Here is a 16,444-nt window from a genome sequence, read left to right on the forward strand (position 1 = left end):
TTGCCACAACGGCAAGTTTCTTTGCGACACCTCCGGGTGCCGGGCGACAGTGGGACCATGAGCGAGAACGTGGTGGACGTGGTGGTGGTCGGTGGTGGCGCGGCGGGTCTGAGCGCCGCCGTCGTGTTGGGGCGCGCGCGGCGCGAGGTGGTCGTCGTGGACTCGGGGTCACCGCGCAACGCGCCCGCCGCGGGCGTGCACGGGTTCCTCACGCGCGACGGGATCAGTCCCGGTGAGCTGGTGGCGATCGGACGGGCCGAGGCGGAGCGGTACGGCGCGCGGGTCGTGGACGGCGTCGTGGCGGACGTGGCGAACGACGGCGGCGGGTTCGTCGTCGCGCTGGAGGACGGTGCGACCGTGCGGTCGCGGCGGCTGATCGTCGCGACCGGCCTGGCGGACGAGCTGCCCGACGTGGCGGGCCTGGCCGGGCGCTGGGGGCGCGACGTGGTCCACTGCCCGTACTGCCACGGCTGGGAGGTGCGGGACCAGGCGATCGGCATCCTCGCGACCGGACCGATGGCGACGCACAGCGCCCTGCTGTTCCGGCAGTTGAGCGACGACGTCGTGCTGTTCCGGCACACCGCGCCCGCCCTGTCCGACGAGCAGGCCGAGCAGATGGCCGCGCGCGGGATCACCGTGGTGGAGGGCGAGGTCGTGGCGGTGGAGGTCGAGGACGACCGCCTCACCGGAGTGCGGCTGGCGTCCGGAGAGGTCGTGGCTCGCCAGGCGGTCGCGGTCACGCCGAAGGTCGGCGCCCGCGCGGACGTCCTGGGAGCGCTGGGGGTGAAGGCGACCGACTGGGAGATGGCCGGGCACGTCCTGGGTGACCACGTCGCCGCGGATCCCAGCGGTGCCACGGAGATCCCCGGCGTGTGGGTGGCGGGCAACGTGACCGACCCCCGCGCCCAGGTGGTCGCCGCCGCGGCGGCGGGCGTGCAGGCCGCGGCGGCCGTCAACGCCGACCTGATCGCCGAGGAGACGGCCACCGCCGTGGCCGCGCTGCGGAAGTCCGCGCGCCGCAACGGGAATCCACCGGCCTGAGTGGACGGACGGGTGGTGGGCGATCAGGTGGGCGGACCGGCGTGATCCGCGACCACGTGCGCGGATGGCGTGGCCGCGGCGAGGTGCGCGGACGACGTGACCGTGATCAGGTGCGCGGATGGCGTGATCGTGACCAGGTGAGCGGATGGCGTGGCCGCGGCGCGCGGATGGCGTGACCGTGATCAGGTGGTGCAGGCCGCCGCCAGTGCGTCGGCGAGGTGACCCGCGGAGGCGGTCAGCCTGCCCGGCAGCCAGGCGAGGAGGATGCGCCGTCGTTCGCTGGGTCCGCCGCGCACGGTGACGGTCCGCACCCCCGGCGGCACGACGGGCAGCAGCGCGGGCGGCACGGTGGTCAGGCCGCAGCCCGCCGCCACCAGGTGCAGCTTGGCCAGCCAGTCGCGGGCGGTGTGCGCGATCTCGGGCCGCTCGTCTAGCCCCGGCCACACGCCCATCAGCCCGTCGTCCCCGGAGTGGCCCGCGATCCAGCGCTGCCCGCGCAGGTCGGCGACGTCCACGGAGTCCTCCGCGGCCAGCGGGTGGGTCGCGGGCACGGCGAGGCACAGGCCGCGCTCGGACAGGGTGCGCAGCTCCAGCGGCGGCGACTCGGTGTCCGGCGCGCGGAACGGCGGCGCGGACGCGATGACGACCAGGTCGAGCGTGCCCGCCCGCAGCGCGCGGACCAGCACGGGAGTGCTGCCCTCCCGGCTGGTCACGGTGATGCCGGGACGCGTGCGGCGCAGCGCGGCCACCGCCTTCGGCACCAGCGCGCCACCCGCGCTGGCGAACCACCCGAGCCGCACGGTGCCCGCGTCCGCGGGCAGGCCCGCGAGTTCCCGGCCCGCCGCGTCGATCTGCTCCAGCACGGCCGCGGCGCGCCGCAGCAGGACGTGCCCGGCCGCGGTCAGCCGGACACCGTCGCGGCGGCGCTCCAGCAGCGGCGCGCCCGCCGCCCGTTCGAGCGTCGCGACCTGGCGGGACACCGCGGACTGCGTGTAGCCGAGCGCGGCGGCGGCCGACGTGAGCGTGCCGCGCTCGGCCACCTCCTGGAACACCCGCAGCGAGACCAGCGAGACGTCGGTGAAGTCCATGACCGTTACGCATACCAGACATGCGGAACTCTCGTTGGACGCATACCCGCGGCGGCTCCTAGCGTGGTTCCCATGAGGATCGCACTGGTCACCGGCGCGAACCAGAACATCGGGTTCGCGCTCGTCGAAGAACTGGCCGCCAGGTGGGAGCGCGCCGACCTCGTCCTGCTCACCGGCCGCGACGCGGGCCGGGTCGCGGACGCCGCGGCGCGGGTGGTCGGGTCGTCGTCGACCCGGAGCCGGGTGGAGGGGCGGGTGCTCGACGTGACCGACGCCGAGGCCGTGGCGAAGCTCGCCGCGGAGTTCACCGACGGCGTCGACGTCGTCCTGTCCAACGCGGTCACCAGGATGACGCCCGAGCGGCAGGCCGAGCAGACCGACGAGTTCATCGACGTGTCCAACGGCGGCACGCACGCCGTGCTGCGCTCCTTCGGCCCGGTGCTGCGGCCCGGTGGGCGGCTGGTCGTCGTGGCCAGTTCGCTCGGCACGCTCGAACACCTGCCCCAGCGGCTGCACCACCTGTTCGACGGGGTCTCCCTGGACGCCGTGGAGGAGGCCGTCGAGTCGTGGCGGGCCGCCGTCCACGACGGCACGGCGGCCGAGGAGGGCTGGCCGGAGTGGGTGAACAAGCCGTCGAAGGTGGCGCAGGTGGCGGCCGTGCGGGCGGTCGCCGCCGAACGCCGCACCGCCGACCTCGCCAACGGCACGCTGCTGGCGGCGGTCTGCCCAGGCCTGGTCGACACCCCCACGTCCCGGCCGTGGTTCGACGACTTCAGCCACGCCCTCACGCCGACGGAGGCGGCCAGGCGCGTGCTCGACTTCGTGCTGGCCACCCCGGTGAACCCCGCCCACCACGGCGAACTGGTCCGCTTCGGCCACGTCCTGCCCTGGCACGGCGCCGCCTCCTGAGCCCGGTGCCGTTCGCTTCACCACCGGTCCGGCGGTGGAACGGACCGGCACGCCGGAGTGGCCCGGACCGTGGGTGTCGCGTGCGACATGGGTGGCGGGTCGAGCGGCGGGCCGCGGATGGCCGGGTTCGACGTGGCGGCCGGACGCGCACGGTCGGGGGCGTGAACACCAGGGGTGCTTCGTGGACGCGGACAACCGCGAGTGCTCGCTGAACGACCCGACCTGCACCCGCCACCTGGGCGGACCGCAGCTCACCACGGCGATCACCGGGCCGCTCCACGACGCGGCTCGGTGAGGTCGGTGAGGTTCTGGTGGGTTGGGTGGTGGTGGGGGAGCCGAGGCTGGTGGGGCGCGCACGGCAGGCAGGACAGAGGGAGCGGGCGGGCCGGGCCGGGTGAGCAGAGCGCGGACTGGGCGGGCAAGGGGCTGGGCGGGGCGGCAAAGGGCTGGGCGGGGCGGGGCGGCAAAGGGCTGGGCGGGGCTGGCGAACCGAGCAGAGTCAGGTGGGCGAGCCCAGCGGGCCGAACAGGATTGCCGGGCAGGGCGGTGTCGGGTTGCGGCGGGTGCGGGCTCCGGAGCGATGGCCCACGGGTGGTGGGCGGTGCTGGTTCGGGTGGGGCGGAGGTTGTGCCGAGTCGTGCCGGGGATGTCTGGTTGCAGCGGGCCGGTGGTGTTGGGCGGGTGGTGTTGGGCGGGTGGCCGATCGAGATCGGTGGTTGGGATTGCGCGGCACCACCCGGTCCGCTGAGGGCTGGCTGGTCGGAGCCGGCCGCCAGCCCCCCACTACGGGTGGCCTGGGCCCACCGTTGTGCCTGCCACCGCGGAGCAGGCCCCCACTGCGGGTGGCCAGGGCGCACCGTTGTGCCCGCCACTGCCAGCCCTCACTACGGGTGGCCAGGGCCCACCGTTGTGCACGCCACCGCGGAGCGGGCGCAGCGTGACGTGAGGTGGTGCGCGGCTACCAGGGCGGCACTGGTGGCCGCCAGTGCCGCCGAGCGCGGTGCCGCGGTGCGTCGTCGCCGTGGTTGGGGTGTGAGCGGTGGGATGCGGCCCGTGGTCGGGGTGTGAACGGTGGGATGCGGCCCGTGGTCGGGGTTATTGGATTTGGAGTGGGGTGCCGTTGGCGGTGAGGCGCCAGTTGGTGGCGGCGAAGGTCGTCGGGTCGATCTCGCCTGTCTGCCTCACCCAGTCGATCATGAGTTGGCGGATCTCCTGCTGCTGGTTGAGCAGGACGGGTGCGGTGGAGATGTGCGGGAAGCCGCCGCCGCCCGACTGGCGGTAGTTGTTGACCGCCACGGCGAACTCCTGGGTCGGGGTGACGGGGGTTCCGGCGTAGGACAGGCCCGTGATGCGGGTGCCCACCGGCTGGGCGATGTCGATGTCGTAGGTGAGCGGGGCGTCGAGGCCCGCCGCGACGTCGTAGTTGTAGTCGGGTGTGCCGCCGGGGGCCGTGGGGGTGGGCGCGTTGGTGATCGAGTCGGCCGGGTGGGGGCCCGCGGTGGTGACCTGCTTGAAGTACCGGGCGCAGAACTCCAGGTAGTCCTTGAGCTGCGCGCCGGTCAGGCGGACGGCGAGCAGGGTGTTGTCGAAGATGTACAGGCCCGCCACGTCGCGGACCGAGACGTCGCCCGCCGGGATCGCCGCGGCGCGGTTGAACGGTGCCGCGAGCGCCAGGACGGGCAGGGTGTTGGACGGCAGGGCCTTCTTGACCTCGACCGCTTGGACGTGGTTGATGAAGTCGAGCGCCGCCACGTCCTCGTAGCGGGCGGTGGCGGCCGACATGGCCTGCTTGTTCGTGCCCACCTTGGAGTTGACGTAGGTGACGACCTTGGCGTGGTCGGCCGTCAGCAGCCGGACGATCTTCGGGTCCTCGGGCACGGTGTTGGAGTTCAGCACCTGCGAGCGGGACGCCCTGAGGGTCCAGCCGCCGCGGGGCGCCCAGGTGAGGTCGAAGTCCATCAGGCTCAGGCGCTTGCCCCAGAACAGCGGCTCGGTGATGAGCACCTGCTTGCCGGTGGTCCTGTTCGCCACGAGGCGCTGCGGGATCTCGACGTGGGCGTGGCCGACGAGGATCGCGTCGATGCCCGGCACCTGCTCGGCCACCAGGGTGGCGGCGTTCTCCGGGTACGGCAGGGCGTCGCCGTAGGACGAGGACGTGTCCGCGCCCGAGTGGGCGGACACGATCACCAGGTCGACACCGGCGCGGCGCATCCTCGGCACCCAGACCTTCGCCTGCTCCACCAGGCCGGGGAAGCTCATCCTGCCCTCGACGTTGGCCTTGTCCCAGATCGCGATGCCGGGGTTGGTCAGGCCGAGGATGCCCACGCGCAGCGGGGCGGTGCCCGTGCGCCACACCGTCTTCACCGTGTACGGCGTGAACGCGGGCCGCCCGGTGCTCTCGTCGATCGCGTTCGCGCCGAGCAGCGGGAACCGCAGCTGCCGCTCGAACGTGCGCAGCAGCGGGATGCCGTAGTTGAACTCGTGGTTGCCCAGCGCAGCGGCGTCGTAGCCGATGGCGTTCATCGCCGCGGCCATCGGGTGCACGCGGCGGCGGGTGATCGGCTCCACCTTGGCGTAGTAGTACGCCAGCGGCGTGCCCTGGATCGTGTCGCCCGCGTCCAGCAGCAACGTCCGGTGCTCGCCGTGCTGCTGCCGGACCGCCGTCACCAGCGAGGAGATCTTCGCCAGGCCGATGTCGTTGTGGCCGGAGTCGTCGAACTCCTTGTCGGCGAAGTAGTCCCAGTTGAACACGTTGCCGTGCAGGTCGGTGGTGCCCATGACGGTCAGGGTGAACGCCCTGTCCACGCCACGCGTGTCCGCTTGGGCGGCGGCCGGGCGGAAGCCCGCGGCGGCGAGGACGCCCGCGGCGGTGCCCGCGAGCACGGCGCGACGCCGAACTGGATTCTCGGTCATCCGGGCACCGTACGTCTTGACCGTTGACCGCAATACCTGCGTTCGACCTGGGGTTTCGGATTCGCACGGGTTCAGTGAAGCGTGAGGCACCGACAAAAACCGGCCTCCGCGCGGTCGCTGGAACGGGTGATTCGCGAGATCGCTCGGAGTGACGAACCGGACGACTGGGACGTTGCCCCGCCAGGAACCCGGACCGCCTCGGCGGTGCGGCTAGCCTGCGGCCCATGCCCCGACGCTCCCTGCCGGTCCTGCTCGTGGCCCTCCTCGCGCTCTCGGCGTGCGGCTCAGCCCCGTCCGAGCCCGTGGCCGCGACCGGCGCGGACGTGGACTGCGCCGACACGGGGTTCGACTGCGACTTCCAGAGCCGGTTCGCGCGGGTGCGGGAGTACGTGGCGACCCGGCCGGGCACGGTCGGCATCGTGGTGCGCGACCGCGGGACCGGCGCGGTGTGGCACAACGACCACTCCGCCGACCTGGTGTGGTCCGCCTCGACGATCAAGCTGGCGATGGTGGTCGACCTGCTCCGCCGCGACCGCGAGGGCGCGGTCGAGCTGACCGACGACGACCGCGACCTGATCAGGGCCATGCTGCACAGCTCGGACGACCACGCGGCGGACGAGCTGTGGCACCGCTACTCCGGCGCCGACCACCGGGCGTTCAACGACTCGTTCGCCTCCTACGGCCTCACGTCGCTGGTGCCGCAGGAGGGCTACAGCGACACGTTCCCGTACTGGGGCTTCCAGAAGTGCACGACCGAGGACCTCGACCGGCTGATGTCCCACGTGCTGACCGAGGTGCCCGCCGAGGACCGCGCGCTGCTGGTGGAGGAGATGCGCGAGGTCGGCCCGGAGCAGCAGTGGGGCGTCTGGGGAGCCGGACCCGCGGCGAGGCCGGGCAACAAGGACGGCTGGTCCGAGGAGGACACGGGCTGGGTGGTGAACAGCGTCGGCTTCGTCGGCCCGGACGAGCGGTACACCCTGGCGGTGATGAACGACCTGCACCGCCAGGGTGGCTACCAGGAGGGCCGCGACACCGACACGGAGATCGCCGGACTGCTGTTCGGCGGTCGCTTCTAGATCTGCCGGGTGGGCTGGACGACGATCTGCCGCAGGTTCACGTGCCGCGCGCGGCTCGCCGCGTAGGCGACCACGTCGGCCAGTTCCTCGGCCGACAGCGAGCCCACCGAGTCGATCCACGGGGCGAGGCCCGCGGCCTGGTCGTCGTCCAGGTGGCTGAGCAGTTCGGACCGCACGATGCCGGGCTCGACGTTGGTCACCCGCACGTCCTTGGGCCCGAACTCCGTCCGGAGGTTCGCGGACAGGTGCGTGATGGCCGCCTTGGTGGCGCAGTAGACCGCGTAGTTCGGGAACAGCCCGTGCGCGGCGACGGACGAGATGTCGACCAGGTCGGCCGTTCCGCCCTCGGCGGCGGTGGCCAGCAGGTCCGGGGTGAACTCGCCGATCACCCGCAGGGCGCCGGTGAGGTTGAGGTCGACCATCCGGGCCCAGTGGTCGGCGCGGACGTCGGCCATCGGGGCCGCGAGCATCACGCCCGCGTTGTTCACCACCAGGTCGACCCGGCCGAACGCCTCGCGCACGGCGGCGCCACCGGCGGCCACGGACGCCGTCGAGGTCACGTCGACCTCGACGGCGATCGCGCGACCGCCGTCGGCGGTGATCTTGGCGGCCACGTCGGCGAGCCTGTCGCCGCGCCGCGCGAGCAGCGCGACCTTCGCGCCGCCCGCGGCCAGTGCCCTGGCGGTGGCTTCGCCGATGCCGCTGGAGGCCCCGGTGACGACGGCGGTGCGGTCGGTGAGGGTGTCGTAGTTCGTCATGGGACTGAAACTGGCAGCGCGGAAGTCCCGGAGGGAGGCTCGCTCGATGGTGGTACCGGGAGAACCACCCATCGACCGGACCGAGGGTGCAGACTGTCCACATGAGTCGCGAACTCGGGGAGTTCCTCCGCTCCCGCCGCGCCCGCATCAAGCCCTCCGACGTCGGCCTGCCCGCCGGACTCCGCCGCCGCGTGCCGGGGCTCCGGCGCGACGAGGTCGCGAGCCTCGCGGGCGTGAGCGTCGAGTACTACGTGCGCCTGGAGCAGGGCCGCACGGCCGGGGTGTCCGATTCCGTGCTGGACGCCGTCGGCCGCGCGCTGCGCCTGGACGCCGTCGAGCGCACGCACCTGGGCAACCTGGTCCGCCCCTCCGACGGCGACACCGGCCCCAACCGCGTCCAGCCGAACGTGCAGCGGCTGATCGACCTGATGGACACGGTGCCCGCCGCGGTGCTGGGCAAGCGCTTGGACGTGCTCGCCTACAACACGCTGGCGGACGCGGTGTGCGGGTTCTCGGCGCACCCCGAGGCCGAGCGGAACATGGCCCGCCAGACGTTCCTGAACCCCACGGCGCACCTGTTCTACCCGGAGTGGGACAAGGTGGCCGCCGAGACGGTCGCCTACCTGCGGCTGGAGGCGGGCCGGTGGCCGGACGACGCCGGGCTGGCCGCGCTGGTCGGCGAGCTGTCGATCAAGAACGACGTGTTCCGGCGGCTCTGGGCGCGGCACGACGTGAAGGACAAGGTCTTCGGCCGCAAGGTCATGAACCACGACCTGGTGGGTGAGCTGGAGGTCGAGTGGCAGACGTTCGCGCTGCCCGGTGACGTCGGCCAGCACCTGCTGACCTACATCCCGGTGGCGGGGTCGGCGACGGCGGACAAGCTCGCCGTGCTGGCGAGCTGGACCGCGTCCTCCCCCCGCTCCTCTCAGTTGACGAGCTGAGCGAGCCGCACGAACTCCACGGCCTCGTGGACGATGTCACCGGGTCGTTCGTGCTGGTCGACGACGACCCGGACGGGATCGCCGCGGCGGGACAGCGCCCGGCGGACGGCGACCGAGCCGATGCCGGGCGGGGTGCGCAGGTACACGCGGTGCACGCCGACGGTGCGGGCCACCGTCAGCAGGCCGTCGAGCACGAGGTCGGGCGACGCGGTGAGCACCACGACCTGCGCGGGGCTCACCGCGTCGCACACGACCACCGGCCGGTCGACGGTCACGCTCGCGGCCAGCGAGCGCCACAGCGGCGTCCCGGCCTCGAACAGCACCGCTATCAGCCTCCCGAGTTCGGGCGCCGCGGCGGAGGCGCTCCGGTCAAGAGGTCGGCGGTTGCCCACTGCCCTGGTCCTCACGGCGTGGCGGCACGCCCTGCTGCTGACCACCGGGCTGCTGTCCCCGTTCGACGACCAGGCGCTCGACGATCGACGTGGCCTTGGTCGCGCCGTCGGCGGTCTGGCCGATGACGGTGACCGTGTCACCGACCGCGATGCCGCTGAGGTCGCCCTCGGCCCTGGCGTTCGGGCCGCCTCCGCCACCGACCACGGTGGTGCTGTCGATCGTGTAGGTCTTGGTGTAGCCGTCGGTGCTCTTGACCCCGATGGACGAGTCGGACACCTCGGTCACGGCTCCCACCTGGAACTCGCCGTGCAGGGTCGAGCCGAAGCCGCCCCCGAACGGGCCGCCCGCGCCGGGGCCGCCCATGCGGCCGTAGCCGCCGGGGCCCCCTCGCCCTCCGGGGCCCGTCCCGGTCGCGCCGACGGCTCCGTTGGCCGCGTAGATGGCCGTGCCGCCCGCCGCGGCGATGCCCACCGCGATGGCGACGGCGGCGATGGTCTTGCGGCCGGACCACGAGACCGCGGAGCCCTTCGGCTGCTCTGCGCCCCAGGCGGGCTCCTCCGGTGGCACGGCCTGCGGTGGCACGGCCGAACCCGGCTGCTCCGCCGGACCGTTCTGGTCGGTGCTCATCGTCGTTCCTCCTGCGCTCTCCCAGCGGGCGTCCACCCGCTGCGGAGACCACGGTCACCCCCGAGCCTGTGCGTGCGCTGTGCGTCGGATGGGCGACCGCTGTGGGCCTGCCCGTGCCGCTCACAGGTGGTACACAGGGTTCGCACAGCAGCGGCCCAAGGCCCCCGCCCACCCTGAGGACATGCGCGCGGTGACGACCAGCAAGAAGCACGCCGAACTCCGCCGCCCGGACGGGCAGGCGGTGCGGGTGCTGGTGGTGGACGACGAGTCCACCCTGGCCGAGTTGATGTCGATGGCGCTGCGGATGGAGACGTGGGAGGTCCGCACCGCGCTGGACGGCGCCTCGGCCGTGCGGACCGCGCGGGAGTTCCGGCCGGACGCCGTCGTGCTGGACGTCATGCTGCCCGACGTCGACGGGCTGGAGGTGCTGCGGCGGCTGCGCGCCGAGCAGCCGAACCTGCCCGTGCTGTTCCTGACCGCGAAGGACGCCGTGGAGGACCGCATCGCCGGGCTCACGGCGGGTGGCGACGACTACGTGACGAAGCCGTTCAGCCTGGAGGAGGTCGTGCTGCGGCTGCGCGCGCTGATGCGCCGCACGGGCGTGACCGGGGCGACGGCGGGCGCGGAGCTGGTCGTCGGCGACCTGCGGTTGGACGAGGACACGCGCGAGGTGCACCGCGGCGGCCGGTCGATCGACCTCACGGCGACGGAGTTCGAGCTGCTGCGGTACCTGATGCGCAACCCGAAGCGGGTGCTGAGCAAGGCCCAGATCCTCGACCGCGTGTGGAGCTACGACTTCGGCGGGCAGGCGAACATCGTGGAGCTGTACATCTCCTACCTGCGCAAGAAGATCGACGCGGGCCACGAGCCCATGATCCACACGATGCGGGGCGCGGGCTATGTCCTCAAGCCGGCACCCTAGGTCGTGGTCGCTGCGCACGCGGATCATCGCGGAGCAGATGGCGCTGCTGACGGTGGTCTGCCTGATCATCGGCGTGGTCACGATGGTGGCGTTGCGGGACTTCCAGATCGGGAAGCTGGACGAGCAGCTGAAGTTCGCGTCGGACCGGGCGTCGGAGTTCCGCGGGGACCGGCCGCCGCCCAGCGGGTTCCCGAGGTTCCCCGGCACGGTGACCAACGACCGCAATCCGCTGTCCGGACCCGGTCAGGCACCGGGGACGCTCACGGCGGTGGTCCACGACAAGACGATCACCCTGGCGTTGAGGTTGACCCCCGACCGGGGTGACCAGGAGATACTGCCCGACGCGGCACGTCCGCAGCTCATCGCCCTCACGCCCGACGTCGCTCCGCGGTCGGTGACGTTGGAGGGGCTCGGCGCGTACCGGTTGGTCGCCACCACGACGCCGTCGGGGGACGTGCTGGTGACGGGGTTGCCGCTGGCGTCGGTGAACGCGACGGTGCTGCAACTGGGGTTCGTGCTGGGCGGGGTGGCGCTGGGCGGGCTGCTCGTCGCCGGGCTGACCGGGGCGTTCATCGTGCGGCGGACGTTGACGCCGTTGCAGCGGGTCGCGGGCATCGCGACGCGGGTGTCGGAGCTGCCGCTGCACGAGGGCGAGGTGGCGCTCGCCGTCCGGGTGCCCGAGCAGGACGCCGATCCCCGGACCGAGGTGGGGCAGGTCGGCCTCGCGCTGAACCGGATGCTGGGGCACATCGGGGCCGCGTTGACGGCTCGGCACGCCACGGAGACCAGGGTCCGGCAGTTCGTGGCGGACGCCTCGCACGAGCTGCGCACGCCGTTGGCGGCGATCAGGGGCTACGCGGAGCTGACCCGGCGGTCGAAGGCCGAGGTGCCGCCGGACGTCGCGCACGCCATGAGCCGCGTGGAGTCCGAGGCGGACCGGATGACGGTGCTGGTGCAGGACCTCCTGCTGCTGGCCCGGCTGGACGCGGGTCGGCCGCTCGACGACGCCGAGGTGGACCTGACGCGAGTGGTCCTGGACGCGGTGAGCGACGCCCGGATCGCCGCGCACGACCACAACTGGCAGCTGGAACTGCCTTCGGAGCCCGTGACGGTGGTCGGCGACGGCGACCGGCTGCACCAGGTGCTGGCGAACCTGCTGTCCAACGCCCGCACCCACACACCGCCCGGCACGACCGTGACGACGGGGCTGTCGGTGTCACCGGGGCGGGGCGTCGAACTGACCGTGACCGACGACGGACCGGGCATCCCGGCCGGGCTGCTGCCGAACGTGTTCGAGCGGTTCACCCGCGGCGACGGGTCGCGGTCGCGGGCCGCGGGCAGCACCGGGTTGGGGCTGTCGATCGTGTTGGCCGTGGTGGAGGCGCACGGCGGCGCGGTGGGGGTGGCCAGCGAGCCGGGCAAGACCCGGTTCACCGTCCGGCTGCCCGCTCGCCGCTGACGCACGGGCCGGGCCATCGGCGCTAGCGGGCGCCTCGCACCAGACCGGTCTCGTAGGCCAGGACGACGGCCTGCACGCGGTCGCGCAGGCGGAGCTTGGTGAGGATGCGGCCCACGTGCGTCTTCACCGTCTCCTCCGCGATGGACAGCGCGCCCGCGATCTCCGCGTTGGACAGGCCCCGCGCGATGTGGCCCAGCACCTCGGTCTCGCGCGGGGTCAGGCCCGCGAGTTCGCGGGGCCGTGGCGGGTTCTGCTCCACGAACCGCTCGATCAGCCGCCCGGTGACCTGGGGCGCGAGCAGCGAGTGCCCCTGCGCGACGACGCGCACGGCGTTGGTCAGCTCGTCGGCGCGGGCGTCCTTGAGCAGGAAGCCGCTGGCCCCGGCGCGCAGCGCGTCGTACACGTACTCGTCCAGGTCGAACGTGGTCAGCACCAGCACCTTGGGGCTGACCTGGTCGGCGAGCAGCTGCCGCGTGGCCTGGAGCCCGTCCATGATCGGCAGCCGGATGTCCATCAGCACCACGTCCGGTTCGACCCTCCGGCACACCGCCACCGCGTCGAGCCCGTCGCCCGCCGAGCCGACCACCGACATGTCGGGCTGCTTGTCGAGCAGCGCGCCGAAACCCTCCCGGACCATCACCTGGTCGTCCACGACGACGATCCGGATCACCGTTCTCCTCCACTGGTCGGGATGACCGCTTCCACGACGAACTCGCCGCTGCCGTCCGGCCCCGCGTCCAGCGCGCCACCGAGCACGTCGACGCGTTCGCGCATCCCGGAGATGCCCTGGCCCGCCGCGCCGACGACGGCGACGATCCGGTTGCGCACGCGGACGCGGACCTCGTCGTCGTCCCACGTCACGCGGACGTCGAGCGGCTGGCCCGCGGCGTGCTTGAGGGCGTTGCTCAAGCTCTCCTGGACGATCCGGTAGACCGACAGGGCGCGCAGCGGCTCCAGGTCGCGCAGCCGGTCGTCGAATTCGAGTTCGACCGGTGTGCCGACGCGGCGGACCGACTCGACCAGCTCCTCCAGCTCGTGCAGCGTCGGCTGCGGGTTCAGGCTCGCCGACTCGCCGCCGCGCAGCGCGCCGAGGAGGCTGCGCATCTCGTTGAGCGCGTCCCTCGCCTTCTGCGCGATCTCGGTGAACTGCCGCGCCGCGTCCGGCCGCAGCCCGTCGAGGCGGTACGGCGCCGTCTCGGCCTGCACGGCGAGCACAGACATGTGGTGCGCCACGACGTCGTGCAGTTCGCGGGCGATCCTGGTGCGCTCCTCCCGCACGGCCAGCGCCCTGGCGATGTCCGCCTTCGCGGCGCGGGAGGTGCCGAGCAGCACGGCCGTGACGATGGCCAGCACCAGCACCTCCGGACGGCCGATGCCGACGAGCACCGCGCCGACGAGCGTCACGGCCGCGACCGCGAGGGCACGGGTCTGGGGCAGGGCGAGGCCGATCCCGTGCAGCACCAGCACGGTGGCGAACTGGCCGGGGGTGAACAGCGACCCCGGCGCGACGTCGAGCCCCGTCTCCAGCAGCCTGCCGGCGCCGCACGCCACGAGCAGCGCGACCCACGCCAGGACGGGTTCGCGGCGCCACCACAGCACCGGCGCGCTCTGGCTCGCGGCCAGCGCGACGCAGGTGGCGATCCGGGCGAGCGCGGGCCAGTCGTCGGGCACGGGGCCGCGGAGGAACGCCCACAGCGAGGCGCCGAAGAGCACCAGGGCGGCGAACGGCGTGAGCCACCGCGTCCAGCGCTCGACGTCAACCCCGCGCAGCCACGTCACGTCCGACCTCGCCCCCTCGTCGTTCCCGAGTGTCCCGCATCGCCCGCGCCAGCACGAGCAGGGCCAGGGGGTAGACCAGGTAGCCCACGCGCGTCGCGGGCAGCAGGGCGGTGGCGGCCGTGAGCCCGGCCGCGCAGAACCGCGCGGCCTCGACCTCGTCGCGCGGCGGCAGGCGCAGCAGCCGGACGCCGAGCGCCACGGCGACGGCGGCCAGGAGGACCAGCGCGAGCACCCGACCCGCAGGCACGTGCTGGGCGAGGAGGTGACCGGGGAACGGGCTGGCGGCGGGGGACGGGATCGGCTCCAGCCCGGCGGGGAAGCGGACGTCGTGCACCAGCAGGCCGTCCGCCGACGTCGCCAGGACGGGCAGCAGGAACAGGGCGACCACGGCCGCGGCGACTCCCGCCGTGGCGAGCGCCGGGCCACGACCGCGGCGGACCAGCACCGCCACGACCAGCACCACGGCCACCGGCCACGCGGTCAGCTTCGCCGCGCACGCCAGGCCGACGGCGAGACCCGCGGCGGCGTGCCGGTCGTCGCGGGAGAGCGCCAAGGCCGCCAGCAGCGCGCCGACGACCGGCAGGTCGTCACCGCCGGAGGCCAGCAGCAGGGCGGCGAGCGGGGACGCGACCAGCACGGGCCAGAGCCACGACGACCGCCCGGTGCGGCGGACGACGAGCAGGACGGTGGCGGCGTAGACCAGCGCGAACGTGGCACGGGGGTCGGACAGGACGGGTCCGAGGCCCGCGCGGTCGGCGAGCACGGCGGGAACGCCGAGCAGCGCCATCGCGGGCAGGTAGGGGAAGTACGCGTCGACCCCCTTGGTGGCGGTGGCCAGCTCGTCCCCCGTCGGGTAGAGCGAACCGGGCCCCAGCAGCCGCTCGGCCGCGTCGAACACCACGCCGACCTCGTTCTGCGCCTGGCCCGCGACCGCCATCCACACCAGCGGCCCGACCACGGCGCCCGTGGTCGCGAGCACGACCGGAGCCGAGGAGGCCCGCCCCCGGACCAGCGGCACGAGCGCCGCCAGCCCGTACGCGCACAGGGCCCACCACGCCCACGTCCGGTGGTTCGGCAGTCCGGTCCACGTGACGACCGCGGCGAAGGCGGCGCACGCCCCGTAGAAGAGGACGTCCCGCGTCGGCACGGCGGTCGACCGGGTGGTCGACTCGATTTCTGCGAGCACGCGGAACACCCCCTTCCGAATTGTTTCCCGAGTCCACCAGCGTAGGAATCAACGCTGGTCGGCACGTCACCGAGCGGAGCCAAAACTGAATAGCTCCCCAGAGCCAGCCACCCGTACCGAGTAGCTCTTGGGAGGCATGTCGAAATCGTCCTGGCGAACGATGACTTCCTCTGTCGATCCGGATAGCTTTCGGCGAATCCCATAACAGGACCAACGCACGATTACCGAAAGCCGGGACCACCACCATGCCGTTCGACTCCGCACGCCTCCGCACGCGACGGCTGCGCGACCACCTCGTGGACGACGGGATCCGCCTGCTGGCCCGCACCGGGCGCTGGGTGGAGCCGGAGCTGCTCGGGCTGCGCGGCCTGATCGCGCCCGGCGACGTGTGCCTGGACGTCGGGGCGGCGCTGGGCCTCTACACCGCCGAGTTCTCCCGACTGGCCGGGCCGACCGGACGGGTGCACAGCGTCGAACCCCTGCCGTTCGCCCACGCGCTGCCGTCGCGCCTGCTCGGCCTGCGGGACCTGCCCGGCACGACGTGGCACCGGGTCGCGCTCGGCGCCCGCGCGGGCACGTCCACGATGAGCGTCCCCCTTCGGCGCGGCGTCTTCGTGACCGGCCGCTCGTTCGTCACCGACGGGGCGAACGGCCTCGGCTCGAACGACGAGTTCGAGGACCAGGTCGAGTTCACCGTGGAGACGGACACGCTCGACGGGTTCTGCGCGCGGCACGGGATCGACCGCGTCGACTTCCTCAAGGCGGACGTCGAAGGGGCGGAGCTGGACGTGCTGAGCGGCGGCGAGGGAGTGCTGGAGAAGCACACGCCGACGGTGTTGCTGGAGATCGAGGCCCGGCACCTGCGCCGCTTCGACCGCAGCCCGGAGTCCGTTGTGGACTGGATGGCCGACCGCGGGTACCGGGCCTTCGTGTGGCACGGGTCCGCCTGGCGCGAGGTGCGCCAGGCGGACGACCGTTTCCGGAACTACCTGTTCAGCGTGCGGGAACCGGGTCAGCGGCCCCCGACGGTGTCGACGAGCTTCGAGTAGGCCTCGGTCGAGTCCGACAGCCACTTCGCGATCAACCCGGCGCGGTTCCGCACGCCGTAGCGGTCGAACAGCCTCTGCAGGTGGGACTCGACGGTCTTCGGCGAGATCGCCAGCCGCCTGGCGATCTCCTTGCTGGACAACCCCTCCGCGACCAGCAGCAGGACTTCGTTCTGCCTGGGGCTGGTACGCATCATTCGGCGCTTTCCGGCGCGGGTGTGAACCGGTCGATCGTGGACACCAGGACGTGGAGCAGCAAAGCCATCCCCCCCAGAGATGCACTCAGAATGTCGCCTTCGTCAGTCC

The 16,444-nt window shown here is 73.1% G+C and carries 16 protein-coding genes; 7 read left to right on the forward strand and 9 right to left on the reverse strand.

The genetic code is table 11. The annotated features are described in order from the left end of the window. The first annotated feature begins 57 nt into the window (after positions 1–57). Entirely contained in the window at positions 58–1,041 is a 984-nt protein-coding gene (locus AC156L_RS15930; protein ID WP_330880445.1) for an NAD(P)/FAD-dependent oxidoreductase, read from the forward strand. Between the two features lie 182 nt (positions 1,042–1,223). On the opposite strand, the gene AC156L_RS15935 is transcribed toward AC156L_RS15930, so the two are convergent. Then, positions 1,224–2,129, reverse strand: coding sequence for a LysR family transcriptional regulator (locus tag AC156L_RS15935; RefSeq protein WP_330880447.1), 906 nt, complete (start codon positions 2,127–2,129; stop codon positions 1,224–1,226). 72 nt (positions 2,130–2,201) lie between these two features. Between AC156L_RS15935 and AC156L_RS15940 the strand changes: the two genes are divergently transcribed. Beyond that, positions 2,202–3,038, forward strand: coding sequence for an SDR family NAD(P)-dependent oxidoreductase (locus AC156L_RS15940; RefSeq protein WP_330880449.1), 837 nt, complete (start codon positions 2,202–2,204; stop codon positions 3,036–3,038). A 1,095-nt stretch (positions 3,039–4,133) separates the two neighbouring features. On the opposite strand, the gene AC156L_RS15945 is transcribed toward AC156L_RS15940, so the two are convergent. After that, on the reverse strand, positions 4,134–5,951 hold the full coding sequence (locus AC156L_RS15945) for a bifunctional metallophosphatase/5'-nucleotidase (protein ID WP_330880451.1): 1,818 nt from the start codon (positions 5,949–5,951) through the stop codon (positions 4,134–4,136). A 224-nt stretch (positions 5,952–6,175) separates the two neighbouring features. Between AC156L_RS15945 and AC156L_RS15950 the strand changes: the two genes are divergently transcribed. Continuing rightward, complete coding sequence (locus AC156L_RS15950; protein WP_484406969.1) at positions 6,176–7,027, forward strand: serine hydrolase; 852 nt, start codon at positions 6,176–6,178, stop codon at positions 7,025–7,027. Here AC156L_RS15950 and AC156L_RS15955 read toward each other — a convergent pair. Continuing rightward, positions 7,024–7,785, reverse strand: a complete 762-nt coding sequence (locus AC156L_RS15955; RefSeq protein WP_330880454.1) for an SDR family oxidoreductase — start codon at positions 7,783–7,785, stop codon at positions 7,024–7,026. The genes AC156L_RS15950 and AC156L_RS15955 overlap by 4 nt on opposite strands. Before the next feature lie 101 nt (positions 7,786–7,886). Here AC156L_RS15955 and AC156L_RS15960 point away from each other — a divergent pair, with 101 nt between their 5' ends. Continuing rightward, complete coding sequence (locus tag AC156L_RS15960; protein ID WP_330880456.1) at positions 7,887–8,726, forward strand: helix-turn-helix transcriptional regulator; 840 nt, start codon at positions 7,887–7,889, stop codon at positions 8,724–8,726. On the opposite strand, the gene AC156L_RS15965 is transcribed toward AC156L_RS15960, so the two are convergent. Beyond that, the gene (locus tag AC156L_RS15965; protein WP_330880458.1) at positions 8,711–9,118 is read right to left on the reverse strand and encodes a hypothetical protein; all 408 of its coding nucleotides are present in this window, start codon (positions 9,116–9,118) and stop codon (positions 8,711–8,713) included. The two genes, AC156L_RS15960 and AC156L_RS15965, sit on opposite strands and share 16 nt — an antisense overlap. After that, positions 9,096–9,746 carry a hypothetical protein gene (locus tag AC156L_RS15970; protein ID WP_330880460.1) on the reverse strand — a complete coding sequence of 217 codons (651 nt, stop codon included), beginning with the start codon at positions 9,744–9,746 and terminating at the stop codon, positions 9,096–9,098. Before AC156L_RS15970 ends, AC156L_RS15965 begins: the two co-directional genes overlap by 23 nt. A 181-nt stretch (positions 9,747–9,927) precedes the next feature. On the opposite strand from AC156L_RS15970, the gene AC156L_RS15975 reads away from it, so the two are divergent. Both AC156L_RS15975 and AC156L_RS15980 read left to right on the forward strand, forming a co-directional pair. Further along, on the forward strand, positions 9,928–10,668 hold the full coding sequence (locus tag AC156L_RS15975) for a response regulator transcription factor (RefSeq protein WP_330880462.1): 741 nt from the start codon (positions 9,928–9,930) through the stop codon (positions 10,666–10,668). After that, positions 10,646–12,127, forward strand: a complete 1,482-nt coding sequence (locus AC156L_RS15980; RefSeq protein WP_484406971.1) for a sensor histidine kinase — start codon at positions 10,646–10,648, stop codon at positions 12,125–12,127. Before AC156L_RS15975 ends, AC156L_RS15980 begins: the two co-directional genes overlap by 23 nt. A 22-nt stretch (positions 12,128–12,149) precedes the next feature. Here the strand turns inward: AC156L_RS15980 and AC156L_RS15985 are convergent, their stop codons facing one another. From AC156L_RS15985 to AC156L_RS15995, 3 genes are read right to left on the reverse strand one after another with little or no spacing between them, the layout of a single operon-like run. After that, positions 12,150–12,797, reverse strand: coding sequence for a response regulator transcription factor (locus AC156L_RS15985; RefSeq protein WP_330880466.1), 648 nt, complete (start codon positions 12,795–12,797; stop codon positions 12,150–12,152). Continuing rightward, positions 12,794–13,906, reverse strand: coding sequence for a sensor histidine kinase (locus AC156L_RS15990; protein WP_330880468.1), 1,113 nt, complete (start codon positions 13,904–13,906; stop codon positions 12,794–12,796). Before AC156L_RS15990 ends, AC156L_RS15985 begins: the two co-directional genes overlap by 4 nt. Further along, positions 13,884–15,092, reverse strand: coding sequence for a glycosyltransferase 87 family protein (locus tag AC156L_RS15995; RefSeq protein ID WP_330880470.1), 1,209 nt, complete (start codon positions 15,090–15,092; stop codon positions 13,884–13,886). Before AC156L_RS15995 ends, AC156L_RS15990 begins: the two co-directional genes overlap by 23 nt. A 245-nt stretch (positions 15,093–15,337) precedes the next feature. Between AC156L_RS15995 and AC156L_RS16000 the strand changes: the two genes are divergently transcribed. Beyond that, a complete protein-coding gene (locus AC156L_RS16000; protein ID WP_330880472.1) occupies positions 15,338–16,141 on the forward strand; it encodes an FkbM family methyltransferase in 804 nt (267 codons plus the stop codon). Here the strand turns inward: AC156L_RS16000 and AC156L_RS16005 are convergent. Then, entirely contained in the window at positions 16,105–16,332 is a 228-nt protein-coding gene (locus AC156L_RS16005; RefSeq protein WP_330880474.1) for a response regulator transcription factor, read from the reverse strand. The two genes, AC156L_RS16000 and AC156L_RS16005, sit on opposite strands and share 37 nt — an antisense overlap. Positions 16,333–16,444: the final 112 nt, after the last annotated feature.

It is taken from the genome of Umezawaea sp., assembly GCF_057122925.1.